Genomic DNA, 22340 nt, shown 5'->3' on the forward strand with positions numbered 1-22340 from the left:
GCATTGGCATGTCAATCCCGCCCGCAAGCCCGGCGCCGCCGCAGGCCCCCACAACCACAACCGCAGCCCCTGGCGCTGCGCAGCAGCCCGCCTTGAGCGGGCTGGAATGGGCGCTGCTGGTGTGCGTTTACCTGAGCCAGTACATGGCCTATGGCTTTTTCTTCGTCTCGCTGATGGTCATCCTGCGCGAGCGGGGCGTGCCGCTGGCGCACATGGGCTGGCTCTACAGCCTGGGGCTGTTCACCGGGCTGAAGTTTCTGTGGGCGCCGCTGATGGACCGCTGGGGCTTTGGCCGGCGCGGGCACTACAGCGTGTGGCTGGCGCTGATGCAGGCGCTGTTGATTGCCGCGCTGCTGTGGCTGTCCGCCTTGCCAATGGATGCGCCAGCGCCGCTGCCGCTGGACGCACTGGCGGCCGGCAGCGTGCTGGTTGCCTTTTTGACGGCCTGCCAGGACATGGCGGCCGATGCTCTGTCGTGCCGGCTGCTGGGACCCGGCCAGCGCGGCCTGGGCAATGCCGTGCAAATGGCCGGCGGCATGCTGGGCTTTGCCCTGGGCGGCGGCGGCGTGCTGCTGCTGTATGAATCGCTGGGCTGGCGCTGGGCCGTGCTCTGCCTGACGTCGCTCAACCTGCTGACCCTGGCGCTGGCGCTGGCTTACCGCGAGCCGCCTCACGCCCGCCCCGACCCCGTGCAGGGCCGCCAGCGCATGCGCTCGCATTGGCGGCAGCTGCTGGCTTTCTGGCGCCAGCCGCACACCGGCTGGCCCTGGGCCGCGTTTCTGGCCCTGCTGCAAGCGGGCGTGTGCATGGCCTACGGCGTGCTCACGCCCATGCTGGTGGACGCGGGCTGGAGCGCGGGCAAGATTGGCCGCGTCATCAACATCTACGCCAGCGTGGCCAGCGTGGCCGTCATGCTGGCGCTGGGGTGGCTGATGCGGCGCACCTCGCCCGCGCGGGCGCTGCGCTGGATGCTGCCCGCGCAAGTGCTGGCCGTGGCGCTGCTGGCCGCGCCGCTGCTGCTGGGCGCGGGCGATACCTGGGTGATGCTGGGGGTGATCGGCTACCTGGCGCTGTACATGCCGCTGGGCGCGCTGGCCGCCGCGCTGATGATGGGCCAGGCCAGCGTCCACGCCCCGGCCACCGACTTTTCCATGCAATACGGCCTGTACACCTGCGCCGGTTTCGCCGCCAGCGGCCTGGCCCTGCCGCTGGCCGGGCGCATGGGCTACGCCGGCCTGCTGGCGCTGGCCGCAGGCGTGGGCGCGCTCATGTGCCTGCTTATCCCCTGGCTGTGGCGGCGCAGCCAGTCGCTAACACTGGAGCCAGCCAAGCCATGAACGCCACCGCACCCGCCCCCATCCCGCCCGGCCTGCGCGACGTGCCCGAAACCACGCTGTGGACGCTGCACAACCGCGCCAGCGAAGCCGCGCGGCCCGACGGCTGCATCCGCGACCCCAAGTGCCTGGAGATTTACCGCGCGCTGGACTACGACTACGAGCGTCGCTTCGGCCCCGCCGAGGCCTCGCACGGCGTGCGCTCGCAGCTGTTCGACGAGCGCATGCGCGCCTTTGTGGCCGCGCACCCCGATGGCGTCATCGTCAATCTGGGCGAGGGGCTGGAGACGCACCGCTTTCGCGTGCACGCGCCACGCGCGCTTTGGCTGAGCGTCGATCTGCCCGAGGCCATTGCCCTGCGCGAGCGCTTCATTGCCCCCGATGCACAGCACCGCCACATCGCCGCCAGCGCGATGGACTTGGCGTGGATGGACGCCGTGCCGCCTGGGCGCGCCGTGTTCATCAGCGCGCAAGGCCTGCTGATGTATCTGCGCGAGCAGGACGTGGCCGCGCTGCTGCGCGCAATGGCAACGCGCTTTCCTGGCGAGTGGCTGATGTTCGACCACCTCCACCCCCGCCTGTCGGCGCGCTCGCTGAGCGCGCAGGGCTGGATGAAAACGCCCCACTATCGCACGCCGCCCATGCCCTGGGGCGTGCGCCGCGATGCCTTGCAGCCGCTCATCTCGCGCTGGCTGGGGCAGCCCGTGGCGGTGCAGCACGTGCGCTTCCGTTTCCCGCGCGGGCCGCTGCGCTGGCTGGTGCCGCTGCTGGAGCGCACGCCTTTTGTCAACCATCTGCCCGGCGGCGTGTGCTGGCTGCGGCTGCCGGAGTGATGCGCATGCGCAGCGAGGACATGCGGGACAGCCCCTGGCGCATCATGGCCCCGGTGCGCGAGCGCGTGGGGCTGGCCATGGCGCTGGCCTGCGCCTCGGCGGCGCTGGGCGTGGGGGCGCTGGCCTGTCTGGCGCTGGCGCTGCGCGCGCTGCTGCTGGCGCCGGGGCAGTGGCCCTGGACGCCCATGCTGGCGCTGGCGCTGTGCACGGTGGCGGCCTTTGTGCTGCGGCTGCTGGCCTTTGACGTGTCGCACCACGCGGCCTTCCGGCTGGAGGTGCTGCTGCGCACGCAGCTGGCGGCGCACCTGGCGCGGCTGCCGCTGGGGCGGGCGCAGGCGCTGGGCGCGGGGCCTGTGGCCAAGGTGATGCACGACGACGTGCAGGCGCTGCATGTGTTCGTGGCCGATTCCACGCCGCTGCTCGCGCGCGCCTGCGCCGCGCCGCTGGCGGCGCTGGCGGCCCTGCTGTGGCTGGACTGGCGGCTGGCGCTGGCGGCGCTGGCCGTGCCCGCGCTGGGTTTTGCGCTGATGGCGCTCGTCGTCGGCGGCAGCCGCGAGGTGAGCGCGCGCTACAACGCCGCGCGCGAGCAGGTGGCCGCGGCCATCGTCGAGTTCGTGCAGGCCATGCCGGTGGTGCGCACCTTTGACACGGGCAGCGCCAGCTTCGGGCGCTACCAGGCGGCGCTGGCGGCCTACCGGCAGGTGCTGCTGCAGTGGTACGCCAGCGTGCGCTTCGTGGCGCGCTTTTCGATCGCCATTCTCTCCATGCTGCCTACGCTGGCGGTGCTGCTGGGGCTGGGCGCGTGGCTGCTGGCGGGCGGCAGGCTGACATTCGATGTGTGGGTGGCGGCGCTGCTGCTGGGCGCGGGGCTGGCCGAATCGCTGATGCCGCTGATGAGCCTGCACCACTTGATCGAAAAGGCCAAGCTCAGCGTGGGCCGCATCCAGCGCCTGCTGGCCGAGCCGCCCCTGCCCGAAGTGGCCGCGCCAGGGGCGCAGCCGCAGGACGCCAGCGTGGTGTTTGACAACGTGCATTTCCGCTACGAAGCAGGCGGCGCGCCCGTGCTGCAAGGGGTGAGCTTCACGGCCCCGGCAGGCCGCGTGACGGCGCTGGTGGGCCCGTCGGGCGCGGGCAAAAGCACGGTGGCGCGGCTGATTCCGCGCTTTTGGGACGTGAGCGCGGGCCGCGTGCTGGTGGGCGGCGCGGACGTGCGCCAGATGCGGGCCGACACGCTGATGCAGCAGGTGGCCTTCGTGTTTCAGGACACTTTTCTCTTTGCCGGCAGCATCGCCGACAACATCCGCCTGGGCTGCCCCGAGGCCAGCATGGACGCGGTGATGGCTGCCGCCCGCGCGGCGCAGGCGCACGACTTCATCATGGCGCTGCCGCAGGGCTACGACAGCCCGGCGGGCGAGCGCGGCGTGCAGCTCTCGGGCGGCCAGCGCCAGCGCATCACCATCGCCCGCGCCATCTTGCAGGGCCGCCCCATCCTGGTGCTGGACGAGGCCACTGCCTTTGCCGATCCCGAGAACGAGGCCGCGCTGGTGCAGGCGCTCGCAGCCCTGATGCGGGGCAAGACCGTGCTGCTGGTGGCGCACCGCCTGGCCACCGTGCAGGACGCCGACCAGATCCTGGTGTTTGACCAGGGCCGCCTGCTGGAGCAGGGGCGGCACGAGGCGCTGTTGGCGCGCGGCGGGCGCTACGCCCGCCTGTGGCACAGCTGGGAGCAGGCGCAGGGCTGGCGCCTGCCAGGGGGGCAGGCATGAACGCCCCTGCACGCGCCCCCACCCGCTCCCGGTCTTGGCGCGCCACCTGGCGGCTGCTCATCGACAGCGCCGCGCCCCATGCGCACGCGCTGCGGCGCAGCCTGCTGATGCTGGCCGCCGCCGCCGTGCTGCAAGGGCTGGCGCTGGCGCTGATGCTGCCCATCTTCAGCGCGCTGCTGCCTGCGGCGCAGGGCCGCGCAGCGGGCGCGCAGGCGCTGGCGGCGGCGCTGCCCTGGCTGCTGGGCTTCGGGGCGCTGGCGCTGGCCGCGCTGGCGCTGCGCTGGCGGGCGCAGTGGTTCGACTACGGCGGCCAGCAGGCCGATGCCGTGCACCGCCTGCGCAGCCTGGCGGGCGAGCAGTTGCGCCGCATGCCGCTGCTGCAACTGCAGCAAAAACGCGCGGGCGAAATGGGCGCGGCCCTGCTGGGCAACGTGGACGAGGGGCTGAACTACACCATCACCATCGCCACGCTCATCACCCAGTCGGCGCTGACGCCGCTGGCCGCCGCGCTGGGCGTGCTGGCCTGGGACTGGCGGCTGGGCCTGGCCCTGCTGCTGGTGTTTCCGGCGCTGATACCGCTGTACCGCTGGCGGCGGCCCGCCTTCGGGCGCGGCATGCGCGCGCTGGCCGAGGCCAACGCGCAGTGCAGCGGCGACGTGCTGGAGTACGCCCAGGGCCTGGCCGTGCTGCGCGCGGCGCGCTGCACCGGCGCGCGCGCCGCGCGCCTGCAAGAGAGCTTCGAGCGGCTGGAGCGCATGCAGGCGCTGGGGCAGAAAAAAGGGCTGCGGCCCAACCTCATCATCAGCAGCGTGGTGGAGCTGTCGCTACTGCTGGTCATGGCCGCGGGGGTGAGCTGGGCCGTGCGCGGGCAGATGGACGTGGCCGTGCTGGCCGCCGTGGCCGTGATGCTGGCGCGCTTTGGCGAGCCGCTCTCGACCGTGGTGTCAATGACGGCCATCGTGGAACTCATCGAAACCGGGCTGGAGCGCATCCACACCCTGCTGGCCGTGCCGCCGCTGCCGCAGGCCGCGCCCGCGCAGGAGCCCACGGCCTTCGACATTGCCTTTGAGAACGTGGACTTCGCCTACGCCGACGGCGCCCCGCCCGTGCTGCAAAGGTTTTGCGCCCGCCTGCCCGCGCGCAGCATGACGGCGCTGGTCGGCCCCTCAGGCGGGGGCAAGACCACCATCACCCGCCTGCTCATGCGCCATGCCGATCCGCAGGCCGGCCAGGTGCGCATCGGCGGGGTGGACGTGCGCCACATCCCGCCCGAGGCGCTGGGGCGGCTGGTTTCCGTCGTCTTTCAGGATGTGTACCTGTTCAACGACAGCGTGCTGGCCAACATCCGCATGGCCCGCCCCGAAGCCAGCGAGGACGAAGTGCGCCAGGCCGCCCGCGCCGCGCAGTGCCTGGACTTCATCGAACGCCTGCCCCAGGGCTGGCACACCCGCATCGGCGAAATGGGCGCCAGCCTCTCGGGCGGCGAACGCCAGCGCATCAGCATCGCCCGGGCGATGCTGAAAGATGCACCCATCGTCGTGCTGGACGAGCCCACCGCCGCGCTCGATACCGAAAGCGAACTGGCCGTGCAGCGCGCCATCGAGGCGCTGGTGCGCGAGCGCACCGTGATCGTCATCGCCCACCGCCTCTCCACCATCGCCGGGGCCGGGCAAATCATCGTCATCGACCAGGGCCGCGCCCTGGAGGCAGGCACGCACGCCCAACTGCTGGCCAAAGATGGCCGCTACGCCGCCCTCTGGCGCGCCCAGCAAGGCGCCAGGCAGTGGCGGGTTTGAAAAGCCGCGCCATTTAAAGCCGTGTCATTTATTGCTTTGGAACCTGTTGAGCGGGCCAGCTGCACGATGCAGCCATAGGCGAGGGCTCTGACAGTCAGGCATGGAATCCAAACGAGTCAAAATTGACAAACGCGACAAAGGAGAATAGATTCTTCATCATCGAATGCCCAGTCGGGAGTCCGGTATGCCTAAAGCCATCGAATTCATGAGCGAACATCTGCCAGCTGTGACGGTGCGCGATGTGCAGCGCTTTGCAAACAGCATCGAAATCCGCGATGCCAAGGCCTTTGCGGCTCAATTGCAGGCCTTTTTCCAGGAGCGTCTTGCCGCAGCAAAGCTGTCTATGCCCAATCCTGCGGTGGACGCGGCTTCGCAACCGTTGGTCAGCAAGGCAGCCGCGCTGCGCGCGGATACGCGCTGGACGCCGAGTGAAACCGACATTCAACGAGGCCGCGCCATGCTGCTGCAGACTTTCAAGCAGCCGCACAACCTCAGCCCTGCTGATTTCGCCAAACTTGCAGACAAATCGCGCCAGCAAATCTACAAGGACATCGCCGCCCGCAAACTGCTGACGCTGAAAGTGGGCCCGCAGCGCCAAAGACTGCCTGACTGGCAGCTTGATCCGGTCAAGCAGCAATTGACACAGGCCGCGCTTGAGCAGCTCCCAGGCATTGATCACTGGAGCCTCTACCGCGCATTGTCCGAACCGCTGGAAGGTCTGGGGGGGCGCTCGCCGGTGGCAGCGGTGACGCCTGAGACGCTCCAATCCGTACTCGAAGCCGTGTGCAACGCCCTGGGCGTTCAGGCACGTTGATGCGGCGCGCCCATGCATGACTGGCCGTCATTCCAGATCCAGGCCGGTGAACTCTTGCAGCATGTAAGCCGCACCGCCTATCGGCACACGCCCCTGCACTTTGGCCGAAATGCAGCCAACCGCTACGACGATCCGGCGCGAGGCTATGGCGTGCTCTATCTGGGCTTTGAGCTGGCCACTGCGCTGATGGAGTCGGTGTTTCACAAACACCTGTGGCTTGAGGCTCCAAGCCGCGCCATCACGCTGCAGGAGGTTCGGCAGCGGATGGTGCGCGTCATCGAGGTGATGGCCAACATCCACTTGGCCGATTTCACAGCACCGGGGTTCATGGCCTCTGGCCTGGGCATGAATCTGGCGCAGCTGGCCTGCCGGGACTACGCACACACACAGCGCTTGTCGGCCCAGGTGCATGCCCTGCAAGGGTGCAACGGCCAGCCATTGTTTGACGGCGTGCTTTATCCATCGCGCAACAACTACCCGGCCAAGAGCATCGCGCTGTTCGATCGTGCGGCCGCCAAACTGCGCGTCGATGACGACATCGACCTGGATATGCACCGGGATTGGCCAGATTTCGTCAAGGCTTACCGCATTGGAATACAAGACATCTAAAAATCCGCACGCGCCCCAGCGCGAGTGAGCAAGAGATCACCAACAGGCGCTCACAGCGAGTAATACATCTCGAATTCCAGCGGGTGCACGGCCTGGCGAAAGCGCGTGACTTCGCCCATCTTCAGCTCGATGTAGGCGTCCAGCATGGCGTCGGTGAATACGCCGCCTTTGGTGAGGAAGGCCCTGTCAGCGTCCAGCGCTTCGAGCGCCTGATCCAGGCTGTGGCAGACGGTGGGAATCAGCGCGTCTTCTTCGGGCGGCAGGTGGTACAGGTCTTTGGTGGCCGCCTCGCCGGGGTGGATTTTGTTTTCCACCCCGTCCAGCCCGGCCATCAGCAGCGCGGCAAAGCCCAGGTAGGGGTTCATCAGCGGATCGGGAAAGCGCGCTTCCACGCGGCGCGCCTTGGGGTTGGTGACGAAGGGCACGCGGATGGAGGCCGAGCGGTTCTTGGCCGAGTAGGCGAGCTTGACCGGCGCCTCAAAGCCGGGCACCAGGCGCTTGTAGCTGTTGGTGCCGGGGTTGGTGATGGCGTTGAGCGCGCGCGCGTGCTTGATGAGGCCGCCGATGTAGTACAGCGCAAAGTCCGACAGACCCGCGTAGCCCTCACCGGCAAAGAGGTTCTTGCCGTCCTTCCAGACCGATTGGTGCACGTGCATGCCCGAGCCGTTGTCGCCCACGATGGGCTTGGGCATGAAGGTGGCCGTTTTGCCGTAGAGGTTGGCCACGTTGTGGATGACGTACTTTTGCAGCTGCGTCCAGTCCGCGCGCTGAACCAGGGTGCTGAACTTCGTGCCGATTTCATTCTGGCCTGCGCCAGCCACTTCGTGGTGAAACACCTCCACGGGGATGCCCAGTGACTCAAGCACCAACGACATCTCGGCGCGCATGTCCTGCGTGCTGTCCACCGGCGGCACAGGAAAATAGCCGCCCTTGACCGTGGGACGGTGGCCGCGGTTGCCGCCTTCGAGCCGCGCGCCGGTGTTCCAGGGCGCTTCGTACTCCTCGATCTCGAAGCCAGCCTTGCCGGGGCTGTTTTCCCAGCGCACGCCGTCAAAGAGGAAGAACTCCGGCTCGGGGCCGAAGTAGGCGGTGTCGCCCAGGCCGGAGGCTTTCAGATAGGCCTCGGCGCGCTTGGCAATGCTGCGCGGGTCGCGCTCGTAGGGGGTGCCGTCGGCTGGGTCCACCACGTCGCAGGTCAGAAACAGCGTGGGCTCCTGGAAGAAGGGGTCGATGTTGGCGGTGTCGGGGTCGGGCATGAGCAGCATGTCCGAGGCTTCGACGCCTTTCCATCCGGGCATGGAGGAGCCGTCAAACGCATGGCCGCTGTGGAACTTGTCTTCATCGAAATGGGACACCGGCACGGTGACGTGCTGCTCTTTGCCACGGGTGTCGGTGAAGCGGAAATCAACGAACTTGATTTCGTTTTCTTCGACCATTGCCATGACGTCATCGACTGTTTTTGCCATAAGGGCACTCCTGCTCGTAGGAAAACTCGGTGGGGAAATTGGGTGGGGCATGAAAGCCCAAGGCGCCGTAACCGCCCAGGCCGGCCTGAAAAAACCTCTGCACGCTGGCGGGCGCCGCGCGCGGCGCGAAGCTTACTGCATGTCGTATCGCACCAGCGCGAGCCGGGCTTTGTATCGCACCAGCGCGAGCCGGGCTTTGTTTTGGCCCATGCGTGGCGCGCCAGCGCAGACAGGCAATGCTGGCGCTGGCTTTTGGCATGTCACTACTTCTTCTTGGCGCTTTTGGTGCGTGCCGTCAGCTGCGCGGCAGAGGAGGAGCCGGCGCTGCGCGGGCGCGGGCGCAGGGCCGAGGCCGTGCTGAAGTAATGCGCCAGCATTTGCTGGGCGCTGACGCCCACGGTGTCGCCATCGAGGCGGCGGTACTGGCCCTCCTCCTGCAGCACCCAGGCATCCTGGTCGTCCATCAGATAGGCCACCAGGCATTCGTCCACGATGCGCTGGCGCAGCGCCGCGTCGCGCACCGGCCAGGCCAGCTCCACGCGCCGCGCCATGTTGCGGTTCATCCAGTCGGCGCTGGCCAGGTACAGCTGCTCTTGCTGGCCGGCTTGGAAGAAGAACACCCGCGTGTGCTCCAGAAAGCGCCCGACGATGGATCGAATGCGGATGGCGCCGCCGGCAGGCGTGGCGTGCAGCGCCGGCAGCACGCAGGCCGCGCGCACGATCAGGTCGATCTGCACGCCGTGCTGGGCCGCCTGGTGCAGCGCGGCGGCCAGCTTCCAGTCGGTCAGCGCGTTCATCTTGGCGACGATGCGCGCCGGCTGGCCGGCCTGGGCCGCGGCCTGGGCCTGGGCGATGTGCTCCATCAGCGTGGCATGCAGCGTGAAGGGCGCCACCAGCAGGCGGTTGAGCGGCGGCAATGCCACCTGGCTGGCCAGCAGCGTGAAGACGGCATCCATGTCGGCGGTAATGGCGTCGTTGGCCGTCAAATAGCTCAGATCGGTATAGAGCTTTGCCGTGCGCGGGTTGTAGTTGCCCGTGGACAAATGCCCATAGCGCTTGAGGCCGCGCGCCTCGCGGCGCGTGACCAGCAGCATCTTGCCGTGCGTCTTCAAGCCGACGATGCCATAGACCACCTGCACGCCGATGGCTTCGAGCATCTCGGCCCAGTTGATGTTGTTCTCCTCATCAAAGCGCGCCTTGAGTTCAACAACGGCGGTGACTTCCTTGCCTTTGCGCACGGCCTCGCGCAGCAGCTCCATCATCACCGAGTCCGCGCCAGTGCGATAGACAGTCTGCTTGATGGCCAGCACGTCCGGATCCTTGACGGCCTGGCGCAGAAACTCCACCACGGCATCAAAGCTCTCGAATGGCTGGTGGATCAGCACGTCCTTCTGGCGGATGCGTGCAAACAGGTTCTCGCTGTTCTTGAGCGAGCGCGGCCACTGCGGAATCCAGCGCGGGAACAGCAGCGCCGGGCGCTCGCCATCGACCAGGTCGATGACCTGGTTCAGGCGCACCAGGTTCACCGGCCCCTCGACGCGGTACAGCGCTTGCTCGGGCAGCTCGAACTCGGCCAGCAGCAGATTCACGATGGGCGCCGAGCAGCCGTGCGAGACCTCGATGCGCGTGGCCTTGCCGAAGTGCCGGTGCTGCAGGCCCCTGCGCAGCGCCGTGCGCAGGTTCTGCACCTCGCCCTCAGTGACGGCCAGATCCGAGTGGCGCGTGACGCGAAACTGCGAAAACTCCACCACCTTGCGCCCCGGAAACAGCTCGGGCAGGTGCGTGCGGATGATGCTCGATAGGCTGATCACACCGATCTTGCCCTTGCCCCCGGCCAGCGCATCGGGCAGGCGCACAAAGCGCGACAGCACGCGCGGCACTTTGACGATGGCGATCTCGTTGCGGTTGCCAAAGGCGTCCTCGCCATCGAGGCGCACGATGAAATTCAGCGTCTTGTTGGCCACCTGCGGGAAGGGGTGCGCCGGATCGAGCGCCACCGGCGTCAGCAGCGGCCGCACCTCACGATCGAAATACTCCTTGACCCAGCGGCGCTGGCCGGCATTGCGCTTGCCGTGCGAGAAGATCTGGATGCCCTGCTCCTGCAGCGCCGGCAGCAGCGCCTTGTTGTAGAGCGCGTACTGGCGCTGCACCAGCTGCTGCGCCTTGTGCGACAGCCGCGCATAGCTCTGCACGGAAAACTCATCGTCCTCCACGCCATCGCGCGCGGCCTCCAAGTGGTCGGCCACGCGCACCTCGAAGAACTCATCCAGGTTGGAGGAGACGATGCACAGATAGCGCAGCCGCTCCAGCAGCGGCACATCGTCGCGCTCGGCCCAGTCGAACACCCGCTCGTTGAAATCCAGAATGCTGCCGTCCCGATCCAGCCAGGCAATGCCATCGGGGCGCGCCAGGTGCACGATCAGCTCGCTCTCGGCCTCGATCTGCTTGCGGTTCAAACTCCAGGCCGAGCCCGTCGTGGCCTGCAACGCCTGGGCCGTGCGCAGCGCATCGCTGAGGCTGTCGGCATCGGCGCGGCGCAGCACCAGCGCGCCAGGCTGCGGCACGGCGGCGCCGGTCTTTTGGGTTTGCCTGACCTGCTTGGATGGTTTGGGCGGTTTGGCCTGCTTTGCGGCCTTGCCCGCCTTATCCGCCTTGCTGGCCTTGGCAGTCTTCTTGCGATCGCTGCGCTGCTTGGCCGCTTTCGAGCCCTTGCCCGGCCTGGGCTGTTCTGGCTGCTGCGACGCCTGCACTGGCAACTTGCCTTGTTCGCCACTGGGCAGCGCCAGCGGCTGGGCCTGTGCATCAAAAACAGCGGTGGATTTTTCGGGGGATTTCTTTCGAGCCATGCGCAATGCCGTATGTCAAAAAAAGCGCCGCAAGTGTCGCACGCCTTGCGCCCTGCAGCGCCGACAAAGCGTCTGCCGCGATCAACTTCTCGGAGCCTGGCTGACCGGTGCGCCACAACCAATGAGCCCAAACCAGCGCACCCAAGTCAGCGCAAGGGCCGCTGGCCAAGCCAGGCGCGCGGCCAGCACGCTGCCTGCACGCGCCCATGTGCTGCTGCCCATGCGCTGCCTACAATCGGCCCGCCCGCCACAGCCACCCCTGCCCCATGCCCCACACCGCCCTGCCCTTTGCCATCGAACTCTGGCTGCCCGAAGAGCTGCCGCCGCGCCAGCGCCAGCAGGCGCAACAGGCCTTCGCCCAGGCACTGGCCCAATCCCTGGGCGATGCGGCGCTGGTGCTGCCCACTTACCAGGCCTTCGTCGCCATCGTGCAGGCCCAGGGCACGGGCAGCGCCGAAGGCATCGACGTGGAAAACCTGCCCGACGCCCAGCGCCACGTCTTCGAAAGCTGGCGCCTGGCCGAAACCCAGGCCATGCAGGCCGTGTTCGGCCCCCAACGCCACATGGGCGAAGGGCTGTACACGCTGCGCGCGCTGTAAGCCGCGTAAGCTGCCCGCTCAACCTCTTGGCTCGGGCGGGCAAAAGCGCTTGAGCAGGTTCGGGGCTTTCTCCGCCTGCTTTGTGAAAACCCGCAATGTCGCCATCCAACCTGGCCGGGCGGCACTTTTCTGGCCCGGCAAGCCGCCTGCCGCCACGGCTTGCAGGCATACTTGCGCTCTTTTTTTCTGCAGCCCCTTTCTTCTCACCGACCATGAGCGCACCTCTCGTCCTTTCCGTCCAATCGCACGTCGCCTACGGCCATGCCGGCAATTCGGCGGCGGTGTTTGCCATGCAGCGCCTGGGCATTGAAGTCCTGCCTGTGCACACGGTGCAGTTCTCCAACCACACGGGCTATGGCGCATTCCGTGGCCAGGTGTTCGATGTGGCGCACCTGCGCGAGGTGTTCCAGGGCATCGAGGAGCGCGGCCTGCTGCCGAAAATTTCTGCCGTGCTCTCTGGCTACATGGGCGACAGCAGCATTGGCGATGCCATCATCGACATTGCCCAGCGCGTGCGCCAGGCCAACCCGGCGGCGCTGTACCTGTGCGATCCGGTGTTCGGCGACGTGGGACGCGGCGTGTTCGTGCGCCCAGGCATTGCCGAATACCACCGCGACCACACCCTGGCGGCGGCGGACATCATCACGCCCAACCAGTTCGAGTTCGAGCAGCTCATGGGAGTGACGCTGCAATCGACCGCCCACGCGGTCGAGGTGGCGCGCCGCCACATTGCAGGCACGGGCAAGACAGTGGTCATCACCAGCCTGCTCACGCCTGAGATTGCCCAAAAGGGCCAACTGGCCACGCTGGCCGTGCGCGCCCAGCAGGCCTGGGCCGTGCACACGCCCATCATTGCGCGCACGCCGCTGCCCAATGGCATGGGCGATGCGTTCTCGGCCATTTTGCTGGCGCACCTGCTGCAACAACGCCCACTGCCCGAGGCGCTGCAACAGGCCACGGCCAGCCTGTACGCGCTGGTGGGCCACACCCAGGATGGCCAGCGCGACCTGCCGCTGATCGAGCAGCAGGCGCAGATCGTGCAACCGCAGCAGCCATTCGAGGTGGTGGCGCTTTAGAGCGTGTCCAAAGTAAGTTCTGCACAAATCGCAACGCCCCAATATGCACTGCGGATCAGGGGATGGGATACCAGGCGCAAGCCGCAACGAAGCCGGGCGCTATCACGAGGATTCACGAACGTTAGGGCAGCGCTGAACAAGTCTCGCGCGCACGGCGCATCCCTGTCTGGGGCGGTCTGTTGCGCAAGCAAAGCCTCGCAATAGCGGGGCTATTGCTGCGATTTGCGCCTTGCATCCCATCCCCACACAGGTGTGCGCCGCACTGCGGGGACTGATTCAGCGTGGCCTTAGGGCTTGTGGAACACATGACTGACTCTGAAAAATCAATCACTTACAGCCATTGGACGGCCTGCGTGGCGCCGATGCTCGATTGGACCGACCGCCACTGCCGGTATTTCCATCGCCTGCTCAGTCGGCACGCGCGGCTCTATACCGAGATGGTGCACACCGGCGCCATCCTGCACGGCCAGCGCCAGCGTTTTTTGCAGTTCAATGAAGAAGAGCACCCGCTGGCGCTGCAGCTGGGCGGCAGTGAGCCGGCCGATCTGGCGCGCTGTGCGCAACTGGCGCAAGCGGCCGGCTACGACGAGGTCAACCTCAACTGCGGCTGCCCCAGCGAGCGGGTGCAGCGCGGCAGCTTTGGCGCCTGCCTGATGGCCGAACCGGCCTTGGTGAGCGATTGCGTCAAGGCCATAGTCGATGCCTGCAGCATCCCCGTGACCGTCAAGCACCGCATCGGCCTGGATCAGCAGCAAAGCTATGGCCCGCTGCGCGATTTCGTCGGCCAGGTGGCCGAGGCCGGCTGCCGGGTGTTCATCGTCCACGCGCGCAATGCCTGGCTCAAAGGGCTGAGCCCGAAGGAAAACCGCGAAATCCCGCCGCTGCGCTACGAGGTGGTGCGCCAGCTCAAGGCCGACTTCCCGCAGCTGGGCATCGTCGTCAACGGCGGCATCGCCACGCTGGCGCAAATGCAGGCGCATTTGCAGGGGGCTGAGGGCCAGCGCCTCGATGGCGTGATGGTCGGCCGCGAGGCCTACCACAACCCCTGGTTTCTCACGCAATGGGACGCCGCCCTGTTCGGCCGCTCGCCCAGCGAACTGCAGCGCGACGCCGTGGAAGAAGAGATGGTGCGCTACATGGCCCGCCAGCAGGCCGCAGGCGTCTCGCCGCCGCACATCGCGCGTCACATGCTTGGCCTGCGCAATGGGCAGCCTGGCGCCAAGGCCTGGCGCCAGGTCTGGAGCGACCACCGCCTCAAGGATCTGCCCGCCGCAGCCATCGCGGCGCAGGCCCGGCAGGCCCGGCTGAACAGCGCCGCTGTCACGGCCAGCTCTCAGCAATAGCTCCGCACTTGCTGGCGCAGCCGCTGGAGCCTGTCCTTGTCGGGCCGGGCGCTGTCTTGCTGGATGCGCAGGCTGCGCCGGGCCATGTCGCAGGCCTGCTGGTTTTTCTGCCGGCCGCTGCGCCGGGCGCTGCCGGCTTGGCGCTGCGATGGCTGACTGGCCCTTTGCTGGCGCAGCTGCCGTTTGCGCTCTGCGCTTGCGCGTGGCGCGCCCTGCCAGTGCCGGTTGGCGTCATTGCCCTGCTGCAGCGCCGGCCCGCTGGCCAGCGGCGCGGGCTGTGCCTGCAGGCCCTGCCCCACCTGGGTAGCCAGCAGGGCCAGCCACAGCACACCCTGCCATCTCCACTGCCATCTCATCGTCTTGCCCTTTCCAAACGCTCGGCCTGCTCTTGGGAACAGGCCGCTCTTTGCCATAATCGCCGCCCATGTTCAGCTACCGCCACGCCTTCCATGCCGGCAACCATGCCGATGTGCTCAAGCACACCGTGCTGCTGGCCGCGCTCGACCACCTTCTCCAGAAAGACACGGCGCTGGCCTTGTTGGACACCCATGCCGGCAACGGGCTGTACCGGCTCGATGGGGATTTTGCCCAGACCAGCGGCGAAAGCCAGCACGGCATCCAAAAGCTGCTCTGGGCCTACCAGCAGGGCGAGGCTGGCGAAGGCGCAGCCGACTGGCCCGAGGCACTGCAGCGCTATGTACAGGCCGTGCTGGCGCACAACACCGCTGCAGCCGCTGCAGGCGCTGGCAGCCAGCGCCTGGTGTATCCAGGCTCGCCTGCGTTGCTGCAGCAGCACATGCGCGCGCAAGACCAGCTGCACGTGTTCGAGCTGCAACCGGCCGACATGCGCGCGCTGCAGGGCAATCTGCAGCAAGGCCCGCATGCGGCGCGCTGCCACGTCTGGCACGAGGACGGCTGGCAAGGCAGCCTGCGCCTGCTGCCGCCGCCTTCGCGGCGCGCGCTGCTGCTGTGCGACCCGAGCTACGAGATGAAGAGCGACTACGCCCAGGCCGCGCAATGGCTGGGCCAGGCGCTGCGCAAATTCGCCACCGGCTGCTACATCGTCTGGTATCCGGTCATCCCGCGCCCCGAGGCCCATGCCCTGCCGCGCAAGCTCAAGGCCCTGGCCCAGCAGGCCGGCAAGCCCTGGCTGCATGCCACGCTGGCGGTGCGCAGCGGCCAGGGCAGCGGCCTGCGCCTGCCCGGCCAGCAGGCCCAGCGCCCGGGCATGGTCTGCAGCGGGGTGCTGATCGTCAACCCGCCCTACACGCTGCAGCCGCAATTGCAGCAGGCCCTGCCGGTGCTCACGCGCCTGCTGGCGCAGGATTCGCACGCGGCCTACACGCTGGAGAGCAGCGCGCGCTGAGCATCGACGCGCCGCCTGTTTCCCTGAACTGCCCCGCCTCCCCGCCGTCATCGCTCAGCGAGCGCCCGCCGCAAATCCGCTTGCCCCACGACCTTTCCTTACCTGCTTTCCGACCATGCGCGCTGCCCTCCCCGCTGCCCTCGCCCTGTCTGCGCTCAGCCTGTTTTGGGGCCTGCAGGGCCTGCCCAGGCAATGGCCCGAGGCCGAACCACAAGCGGCCCTGCCCCGGCTGCAGCAGCCCGTGCGCGAGCTGCTGCGCGCGCCGCGCAAGCAGCCCATGTATTTGCTGCTCACGGTCGAGGGCCTGGCCTATTGCGCCGAGGGCGAGGGCGCGCCCGAGGTGGTGGACAACGCCACGCTGGAGCGCTACTGCGCGCGCCACGGCCTGGACAATGCCCAGCGCCTGGGCGAGTTGCTCGAACGCATCGAGCCTGGCGGCGCAGCCGGGAAAATCCAGGTCGGCTACGTCATCACCACCAAGCTGCTGAGCCAGTTCCAGCGCGCGGCCGATGGCCAGTGGCAGTTTGACCCCGCGCCGCTGGCGCGCGAGCTGCGGCTGGTGGAAAAGCTCGATCGGCCCGTGGCGCTGTACCTGTCCTCGACCCACTTCGACACGCTGGGGCCGCTGCCGGCCGAGCTGGCCAAGGATGCGACCAACCTGGCCCTGTTTGCCGATCGCCAGCCGCGCACGCTGGACTATTTCAGCTACCCCATCGTGCCCTACACGCTCGATCCCAACCCCGAGTTGGCCGTCAACCGCTACAAGCGCCAGGCGCTGCAGCAGGTGCATGCCATGCTGGCGGCCATGGCGCCGCAGCACCGCCAGAAAATCGTCGCCATCTTCCTGGGCGGGGAGACGCACCACTTCTACCAAAACTTCGCCGACGGCATGGGCGAGTTCGAGCGCCCGGCCGTCACCGACCACAGCCCGGCCTCGGTGCAGGCCTTTCGCCACTGGCTGCAGCAGCGCTACGGCAGCATTGCGGCGCTCAATGCCGCCTATTGGGGCAGGCAGGCTCAAAACGGCAGCGCCCTGCCCGGCTACACGGACTTCGATCAGATCGAGCCGCCTGCGGGCAACTTCCGCAACGACCCGCAAACGCCCTACCTGCAGCACTACGACGGCCAAAGCCACGGCCAGCTGGCCGTGCACGGCTGGTACTGGGACGCGCTGCAGAAAACCCAGGCCCTGCGCGTGTACCTGGACGGCCAGCTCATCGGCCCGGCCCAGCAGGGCCTGAACCGGCTGGACGTATACCGCCAGCTCGATGAGGTGGGCACGCCGGCCAGCGGCTTTCGCCTGGAGCTGCCCTTTGACGCCCTGCCCGCCGGACGGCACATGGTCAGCGTCAGCGCTGTGCGCGGCCAGCGCGAATGCCTGCTGGACGAGCGCGTGGTCAACATCCTCGGGCGCGATGGCGCGCGCTTCGACTGGCGCGACCAGCACCGCGTCTTCACCAGCCTGCAGGGCAAGCTGCCGCGCTGCGTGAGCGAAGGCCAAGGGCCGCAGGCGCTGCGCTTTCACCTCGACGCCCCAAGCTGGGACCTGCCGCTGGGCTACAACCCGCTGGCGCGCGACTGGAACGAATTCCGCCAGGCCCAGGTGCTGCGCTACATGCAGGCCTTGTTCGACTGGGCCGTGGAGATTGGCTTTGCGCCCGAGCTGCTGTTCTCACACCAGATCCTGCCGCAGCTCAACTCCAGCTGGAATGCGAATTTGTTTGCCACGCAGCGCAGCGTGGCGCCCGGCCTGCCCTGGAAGCCAGGCTTCAACCTCTACGGCGGCGGCGTCTGGTCGGCGCCGACCCAGGCCCTGATCGGCCAGCTGCAGGCCGGCCCATCGGGCTATGGCGTGCCCGAGTTCCACCCCCAGCAGTGGAAGGACCGCCGCGCCATCGCGCAGGCCCTGGCGGGGCACTACAACGCTGGCGCGCACTTCATCAGCCCCTATTACTTCTCGATTGCGCCGGAAAAGCATCTGCAAGCGCCTGAATCCAACGCTGTGAGCCGCATGCGGCTGGAGCCCGGCAACAGCGCCGATGGCTCGGACCTGTTCTACGAGGCGCTGCTGCAGTTTGCCGCGCAATAAGGAAGGGGCTTAGGAATAAGGCGCTCGGCGCTCTGTCGAGCGCGTTGCGCAGCCCAAGCCAAGCCTGTCACCCCCTTCACCACCCCTTGGCGCTCCTGCCTTGCTGCGCGCTACGGCGCAGGGCGCAGCAAGCCAGCGGCGGCAGGCAACGCAGGCGCGGCCCCTGCCGCCGCCCTCAGGGCGTTTGCGGCATTTGACTCAGCCAGCTGTCGATGGCGGCCACTGCCGCCTGCGCCGCCTGTGCCAGCGCCCAGGCGCCGCCTGCCGCATCGGGCGTGGGCGCCGGGCGCTGGTATTCAAAGGTGCGTTGCCCCAGCAGGCGGTCGCCCTGCGGCTGCGGCGCCCACAGCGTGGCGCGCAGGCGCACCTGTGCATGGCTTTGCGTCTCGCTGGTGAAGACCTGCTCGAACTGCAACACATCGACCTGCAAAGCCAACGGCGCTTGCTGCTCCTGACGCAAGCGCGCCGGGCTGAAGCCATCCTCCAGCACGGGGCGGTGCAGCTCCAGTTGCTGGCGCAGCTGCTGGCTCAGCAGCTGCGGCACAGGCTGGCTCCAGCGCGCCTGCTGGTAGGCGCGCAGCTGCTGGGCATCGGCATAGGCATAGCGGTAGAGCACCGCCTGGCTGTTGGCCGGCAGGCCGTGCGCGCTGACTTTGCCCAGCAGCAATGGCGCAGCCGATGGGGCCGACGGTTGCGTGCCAGATTGCGCCGCTTGCGCGCTGGCGGCCATGGCGGCGCCCTTGGCGCCATCGACCTGCTGATCGGTGGCCGCACTGAAGTCGTACAGCGCGGGCGCAGCCGTCGGCGTGGGCAAGGCGGCGCAGGCGCTCAGCAGCGCTGCGGCCAGGCCCAGCGCCGCCAGGCCCAGGCGGCGGGGCTGTGCATGGAGGGGCATGGTGGAAGAAGTCATGGATTGCAATCCTGCTTGAAATGCGGGGAAACAGACCGCGCGCGGCGGCTGCTTGCTGCGCACGGTGTTAAGGCTGCGCCAGGCGGCGGGCTGCCATCAACGGCGGCGCGGCGCCACGTGGCCTTGCTCGCCCGGGCCTGGCTGGGCCATGTTGGGGCCATAGATCAGGGCCTGGGGGTTGTCGGCCACTTCGCGCGCCAGCAGGCTGATCTCGCGCATGGCCGCGCTGACCTCGCCCAGCGTGCGCAGAATGCGCGGCAACGTGGCGCTGTTGACCTCATCGGCCACGCCAGCGAAGGACTGCATGGACTGCCCCAGCTGGTCGAGCACCCCGCCCTTGCGGCCCAGGCTGGCCACGGCTTTGGTGATCTCCTGGCTCATGGCGTTGATGCTGGCGGCCGTCTTGTTCAGCGCCTGCATGTTGCTGCCCATGCCCTGGCTCAGGCTGGCGACCGTGGGGCCGATGTCTTTGGACCAGCTGCTCTCCAATTGCGCCAGCAACTGCGTCGTACCCTGCGCGGCCTGGCCGAATTGGGCGATGGTGCCAATCAGCACGCGCTGGTTCTCGTCGCTGAGCAGGCTGTTGATGCGCGCCATGGTCTCGCGCACGTCGCCGATCACTTCAGGCCCCATGGCCGCCAGCTGGCTCAGGTTGGAGGGGCGCATGGGCAGGCGTTTGTACCCTCTGGAGGACACCAGCGGCTCAGCAGCGAAGGGGGTGACCGCATCGTCCAAGTCGATGTAGGCCAGGCCCGTCACGCCCTGGTAGCCCAGAGAGGCAAAGGTGTTTTGCGTCACAGGGGCGTTTTCGTCCACCTCGATGCGGATGAGCACATTGCCTTCGACCTCGCGGTCAAAGCCGATGTAGGCCACCTTGCCCACGGACACGCCCTTGTAGCGCACCGCCGCCTGGGGCTGCAGGCCGGTGACGGCCTGGGGAGTGGAAAGCTCATAGGTCTCGTAGCTGCCCTGGTCGCGCGTAAGCCACAGCGCCAGGCCGGCCAGCAGCGCCAGCAGCGCCAGCACGAATACCCCAGCGGCAATGGCATGTGATTTGTTTTCCATAACGATGTCTTCTACGCCTTGGCGGCTGCGTCAGCGCCTGCGGCCGCGCCGGCGGGCGCAGGCTCCAGGGCGCGGCGGCCGCGCTCGCCAAGAAAAAATTGTTCGATGAAGGGGTGTTTGAAGGCCACCACCTGCTGCGGCGTGCCGGCAATGATGACGCGCTTTTCCGCCAGCACAGCCACGCGCGTGCTCAGGGCGTAGAGCGTGTCCAGGTCGTGCGTGACCATCACCACCGTCAGGCCCAGCTCCTGGTGCAGGCGCAGCAGCAGCTCGCAAAACTCGTCCGAGCCGCGCGGATCCAGCCCGGCCGTGGGCTCGTCCAGCAGCAGCAGCGGCGGATCCATGATGAGGGCGCGCGCCAGCGCCACGCGCTTGATCATGCCGCCGGAGAGGTCCGAAGGCATGCGCGTGGCGTGCTCGGGCTTGAGGCCCACCATTTGCAGCTTGACCAGCGCTGCATCGCGCACCACCTGCTCGGGCAGGCTGCCCTGCTCACGCAGCGGGAAGGCGATGTTGTCCAGTACGCTGAAGGCCGAGAACAGCGCCCCGTGCTGGAACAGCATCCCCATGCGCGCCGAGGCGCCCTGCGCGGGCAGCTCGGCTGCGGCCGTGCCGTCGATTTTCACCGTGCCCTTGCTCGGCCGCGTCAGGCCCAGGATGTGGCGCAGCAGCACCGTCTTGCCCGTTCCCGAGCCGCCGACGATGGTCAGGATTTCGCCACGCCGCACCTGCAAATCCAGATCCTGATGCACGGAAAAGGCATTGGCGCCCTGGCCGAACACCGTCCACAGCTTGTCGATCTGCACCAGTGCCTTGGCGTCGGCGCCAGCGCCGGTGTCGGTGTCGGTGTCGGCCTTGGTGACAGCTTGCATGCCCGTGCCCATCAGAACCCCACGTTGCGGAAGATGATGGCGAACACCGCATCGATGACGATGACCGCCGTGATGGCCGTGACGACCGAGGCCGTCGTGCCATTGCCCAGGCTTTCGGTATTGGGCTTGACCCACAGGCCCCAGTGGCAGCCGATCAGGGCGATCGCCAGGCCGAACACCACCGATTTGCTCAGCCCCAGCCACAGGTTGGCAATGGGCACGGCGCTGGGCAGTGTCTGGAAGAAATAGGCTGGCGAGACGCCCAGCGAGAAATCCGAAGCCCAGATGCCGCCCAACAGGGCCGCCAGGGTCGTCCACAGGCTGACCAGCGGCATGGCCAGCGCCAGCGCCATGGCGCGCGGCAACACCAGCCTGAAGCCGTGCGAGATGCCCATCACGCGCATGGCGTCAAGCTCCTCATTGACGCGCATCACGCCGATCTGCGCCGTGATGGCCGAGCCCGAACGCCCGGCCACCAAAATGGCCGCCAGCAAGGGGCCCAGCTCGCGCGTCAGCGAGATGCCCAGGATGTTGACGATGAAGGCATCGGCGCCAAACTGCCGCAGCTGCAAGGCCAGCAGGTAAGCAATCACCACGCCGATCAAAAAGCCCACCAGCGCCGTGATCGGCAGGGCCTGGGCGCCCATGCGGAACAAATGGGCCGAGACATCGTGCCAGGGCCCGCGCAAAGGCCGGCGCAGCAGGCGCAGTCCATCGAGCAGCAACTGCCCCACCAGCTGCACCATGCCCACGGCATGGCCCCAAGCGCCCAGGCTGATTTGGCCGATGTGCTCAAAGCCCGCCAGCCAGCCCTCGCCCTGCGCCGGCGCTGCGGGCACGGCGCTGAGCTCAGCCACACGCTCCAGAATGGCGCGCTGCTGCGGCAGCGCCTGCAACTGCGCAGGCATTTGCCGGCCCCAACTGTCCCACAGCAATTGGGCCGTGACGTAATCAAAGCCCTGCATTTCGCGCAGATCCCAGTGCGCCACGCCCTGGCGCTGCGCCCGCTGCAACTGGCCGATCAAAGCCTTGGTGCGGCGGCGCTCGGACAATGCCGCAGCCCCCCAGCGGCCCTGCAGCAAGGCTTGGGCTGGCTGATGCTCAGCCGTCGATTGGATATGGAGCTGGGGGTGCGTCACAGCAGGTGCAGAGCGAGGAAGCAAAGAACGAAAGGACAAGGGGGCGAGATGGGGCAACGGGGCTCGCAACGCGCAAAAACCGCCGCATTGTGCCCTGCAAATGCCAGCCCTGCAGCCAGCGGCTGTCAAAAGCCTGCCAAGGCTGCACGCAGCTCCGCTACCTGCCTGCACGCTGGCAGGGAAAGCCCCGAAAGGGAAAGCCCCAATACCCCCGCTGGCCAGCCGCCTCTATAGTGCAGCCACTCACAGCGCGGGCCCGCAGGCCTTGGCAAAAGCCTTTGACCACCAAGCCCCGCTGCATGAGAGGCCGAGGAGACAAACAGGCGGCAGCGCCCAAGCAGCGCCAGCAGCCACAAGCAACACAATCGAAGCAAGCCGACGAAAAGGCGCCGCAAGGCGCCTTTTCCTTTGCCCGCT

At 67.9% G+C, this 22340-nt stretch carries 18 protein-coding genes; 11 read left to right on the forward strand and 7 right to left on the reverse strand.

Going from position 1 to position 22340, the window contains the following annotated elements:
- Positions 1 to 8: 8 nt before the first annotated feature.
- The 6 genes from CLI93_RS01295 to CLI93_RS01320 all read left to right on the forward strand — a co-directional run bounded on the left by CLI93_RS01295 (position 9) and on the right by CLI93_RS01320 (position 7152).
- Positions 9 to 1337, forward strand: coding sequence for an MFS transporter (locus CLI93_RS01295; RefSeq protein WP_095543589.1), 1329 nt, complete (start codon positions 9 to 11; stop codon positions 1335 to 1337).
- The gene (locus CLI93_RS01300; protein ID WP_095543588.1) at positions 1334 to 2167 is read left to right on the forward strand and encodes a class I SAM-dependent methyltransferase; all 834 of its coding nucleotides are present in this window, start codon (positions 1334 to 1336) and stop codon (positions 2165 to 2167) included. Before CLI93_RS01295 ends, CLI93_RS01300 begins: the two co-directional genes overlap by 4 nt.
- Positions 2168 to 2172: 5 nt before the next feature.
- Positions 2173 to 3933, forward strand: a complete 1761-nt coding sequence (locus CLI93_RS01305; protein WP_238946624.1) for an ABC transporter ATP-binding protein — start codon at positions 2173 to 2175, stop codon at positions 3931 to 3933.
- Entirely contained in the window at positions 3930 to 5729 is a 1800-nt protein-coding gene (locus tag CLI93_RS01310; RefSeq protein ID WP_095995821.1) for an ABC transporter ATP-binding protein, read from the forward strand. The genes CLI93_RS01305 and CLI93_RS01310 overlap by 4 nt, the downstream gene beginning before the upstream one ends.
- 184 nt (positions 5730 to 5913) lie before the next feature.
- Positions 5914 to 6543: an integrase gene (locus CLI93_RS01315; protein ID WP_095543487.1), complete on the forward strand. Its 630-nt coding sequence runs from the start codon at positions 5914 to 5916 to the stop codon at positions 6541 to 6543.
- A 12-nt stretch (positions 6544 to 6555) separates the two neighbouring features.
- Entirely contained in the window at positions 6556 to 7152 is a 597-nt protein-coding gene (locus CLI93_RS01320) for an RES family NAD+ phosphorylase (RefSeq protein ID WP_095543488.1), read from the forward strand.
- Between the two features lie 50 nt (positions 7153 to 7202).
- On the opposite strand, the gene glnA is transcribed toward CLI93_RS01320, so the two are convergent.
- A complete protein-coding gene (gene glnA, locus CLI93_RS01325; protein ID WP_095543489.1) occupies positions 7203 to 8618 on the reverse strand; it encodes a type I glutamate--ammonia ligase in 1416 nt (471 codons plus the stop codon).
- A gap of 263 nt (positions 8619 to 8881) precedes the next feature.
- Complete coding sequence (ppk1, locus tag CLI93_RS01330; RefSeq protein WP_095543490.1) at positions 8882 to 11464, reverse strand: polyphosphate kinase 1; 2583 nt, start codon at positions 11462 to 11464, stop codon at positions 8882 to 8884.
- Positions 11465 to 11730: 266 nt separating this feature from the next.
- Here ppk1 and CLI93_RS01335 point away from each other — a divergent pair, with 266 nt between their 5' ends.
- From CLI93_RS01335 to dusA, 3 genes are all read left to right on the forward strand, one after another.
- The gene (locus CLI93_RS01335; RefSeq protein WP_095543491.1) at positions 11731 to 12063 is read left to right on the forward strand and encodes a hypothetical protein; all 333 of its coding nucleotides are present in this window, start codon (positions 11731 to 11733) and stop codon (positions 12061 to 12063) included.
- A gap of 212 nt (positions 12064 to 12275) precedes the next feature.
- Positions 12276 to 13139 (forward strand): pyridoxal kinase PdxY, encoded by an 864-nt coding sequence (gene pdxY, locus CLI93_RS01340; RefSeq protein ID WP_095543492.1) that lies wholly within the window; start codon positions 12276 to 12278, stop codon positions 13137 to 13139.
- Between the two features lie 305 nt (positions 13140 to 13444).
- Complete coding sequence (dusA, locus tag CLI93_RS01345) at positions 13445 to 14482, forward strand: tRNA dihydrouridine(20/20a) synthase DusA (protein ID WP_095543493.1); 1038 nt, start codon at positions 13445 to 13447, stop codon at positions 14480 to 14482.
- Here the strand turns inward: dusA and CLI93_RS01350 are convergent.
- A complete protein-coding gene (locus CLI93_RS01350) occupies positions 14473 to 14838 on the reverse strand; it encodes a hypothetical protein (RefSeq protein WP_143326466.1) in 366 nt (121 codons plus the stop codon). The two genes, dusA and CLI93_RS01350, sit on opposite strands and share 10 nt — an antisense overlap.
- 68 nt (positions 14839 to 14906) lie before the next feature.
- On the opposite strand from CLI93_RS01350, the gene CLI93_RS01355 reads away from it, so the two are divergent.
- Together CLI93_RS01355 and CLI93_RS01360 are read left to right on the forward strand one after the other, a co-directional pair.
- Complete coding sequence (locus CLI93_RS01355) at positions 14907 to 15848, forward strand: 23S rRNA (adenine(2030)-N(6))-methyltransferase RlmJ (RefSeq protein WP_095543495.1); 942 nt, start codon at positions 14907 to 14909, stop codon at positions 15846 to 15848.
- Positions 15849 to 15963: 115 nt separating this feature from the next.
- Positions 15964 to 17937 (forward strand): beta-galactosidase, encoded by a 1974-nt coding sequence (locus CLI93_RS01360; protein ID WP_095543496.1) that lies wholly within the window; start codon positions 15964 to 15966, stop codon positions 17935 to 17937.
- 175 nt (positions 17938 to 18112) lie between these two features.
- On the opposite strand, the gene CLI93_RS01365 is transcribed toward CLI93_RS01360, so the two are convergent.
- From CLI93_RS01365 to CLI93_RS01380, 4 genes are all read right to left on the reverse strand, one after another.
- On the reverse strand, positions 18113 to 18847 hold the full coding sequence (locus tag CLI93_RS01365; protein WP_238945921.1) for an ABC-type transport auxiliary lipoprotein family protein: 735 nt from the start codon (positions 18845 to 18847) through the stop codon (positions 18113 to 18115).
- A gap of 96 nt (positions 18848 to 18943) precedes the next feature.
- Positions 18944 to 19912, reverse strand: a complete 969-nt coding sequence (locus tag CLI93_RS01370) for an MlaD family protein (protein WP_095543498.1) — start codon at positions 19910 to 19912, stop codon at positions 18944 to 18946.
- Positions 19913 to 19923: 11 nt separating this feature from the next.
- On the reverse strand, positions 19924 to 20784 hold the full coding sequence (locus tag CLI93_RS01375) for an ABC transporter ATP-binding protein (RefSeq protein WP_095543505.1): 861 nt from the start codon (positions 20782 to 20784) through the stop codon (positions 19924 to 19926).
- Between the two features lie 11 nt (positions 20785 to 20795).
- Positions 20796 to 21923, reverse strand: a complete 1128-nt coding sequence (locus tag CLI93_RS01380; protein ID WP_238945922.1) for an MlaE family ABC transporter permease — start codon at positions 21921 to 21923, stop codon at positions 20796 to 20798.
- Positions 21924 to 22340 lie beyond the last annotated feature (417 nt).

This window comes from Vandammella animalimorsus, assembly GCF_002288875.1.
GTDB lineage: Bacteria > Pseudomonadota > Gammaproteobacteria > Burkholderiales > Burkholderiaceae_C > Lampropedia > Lampropedia animalimorsus.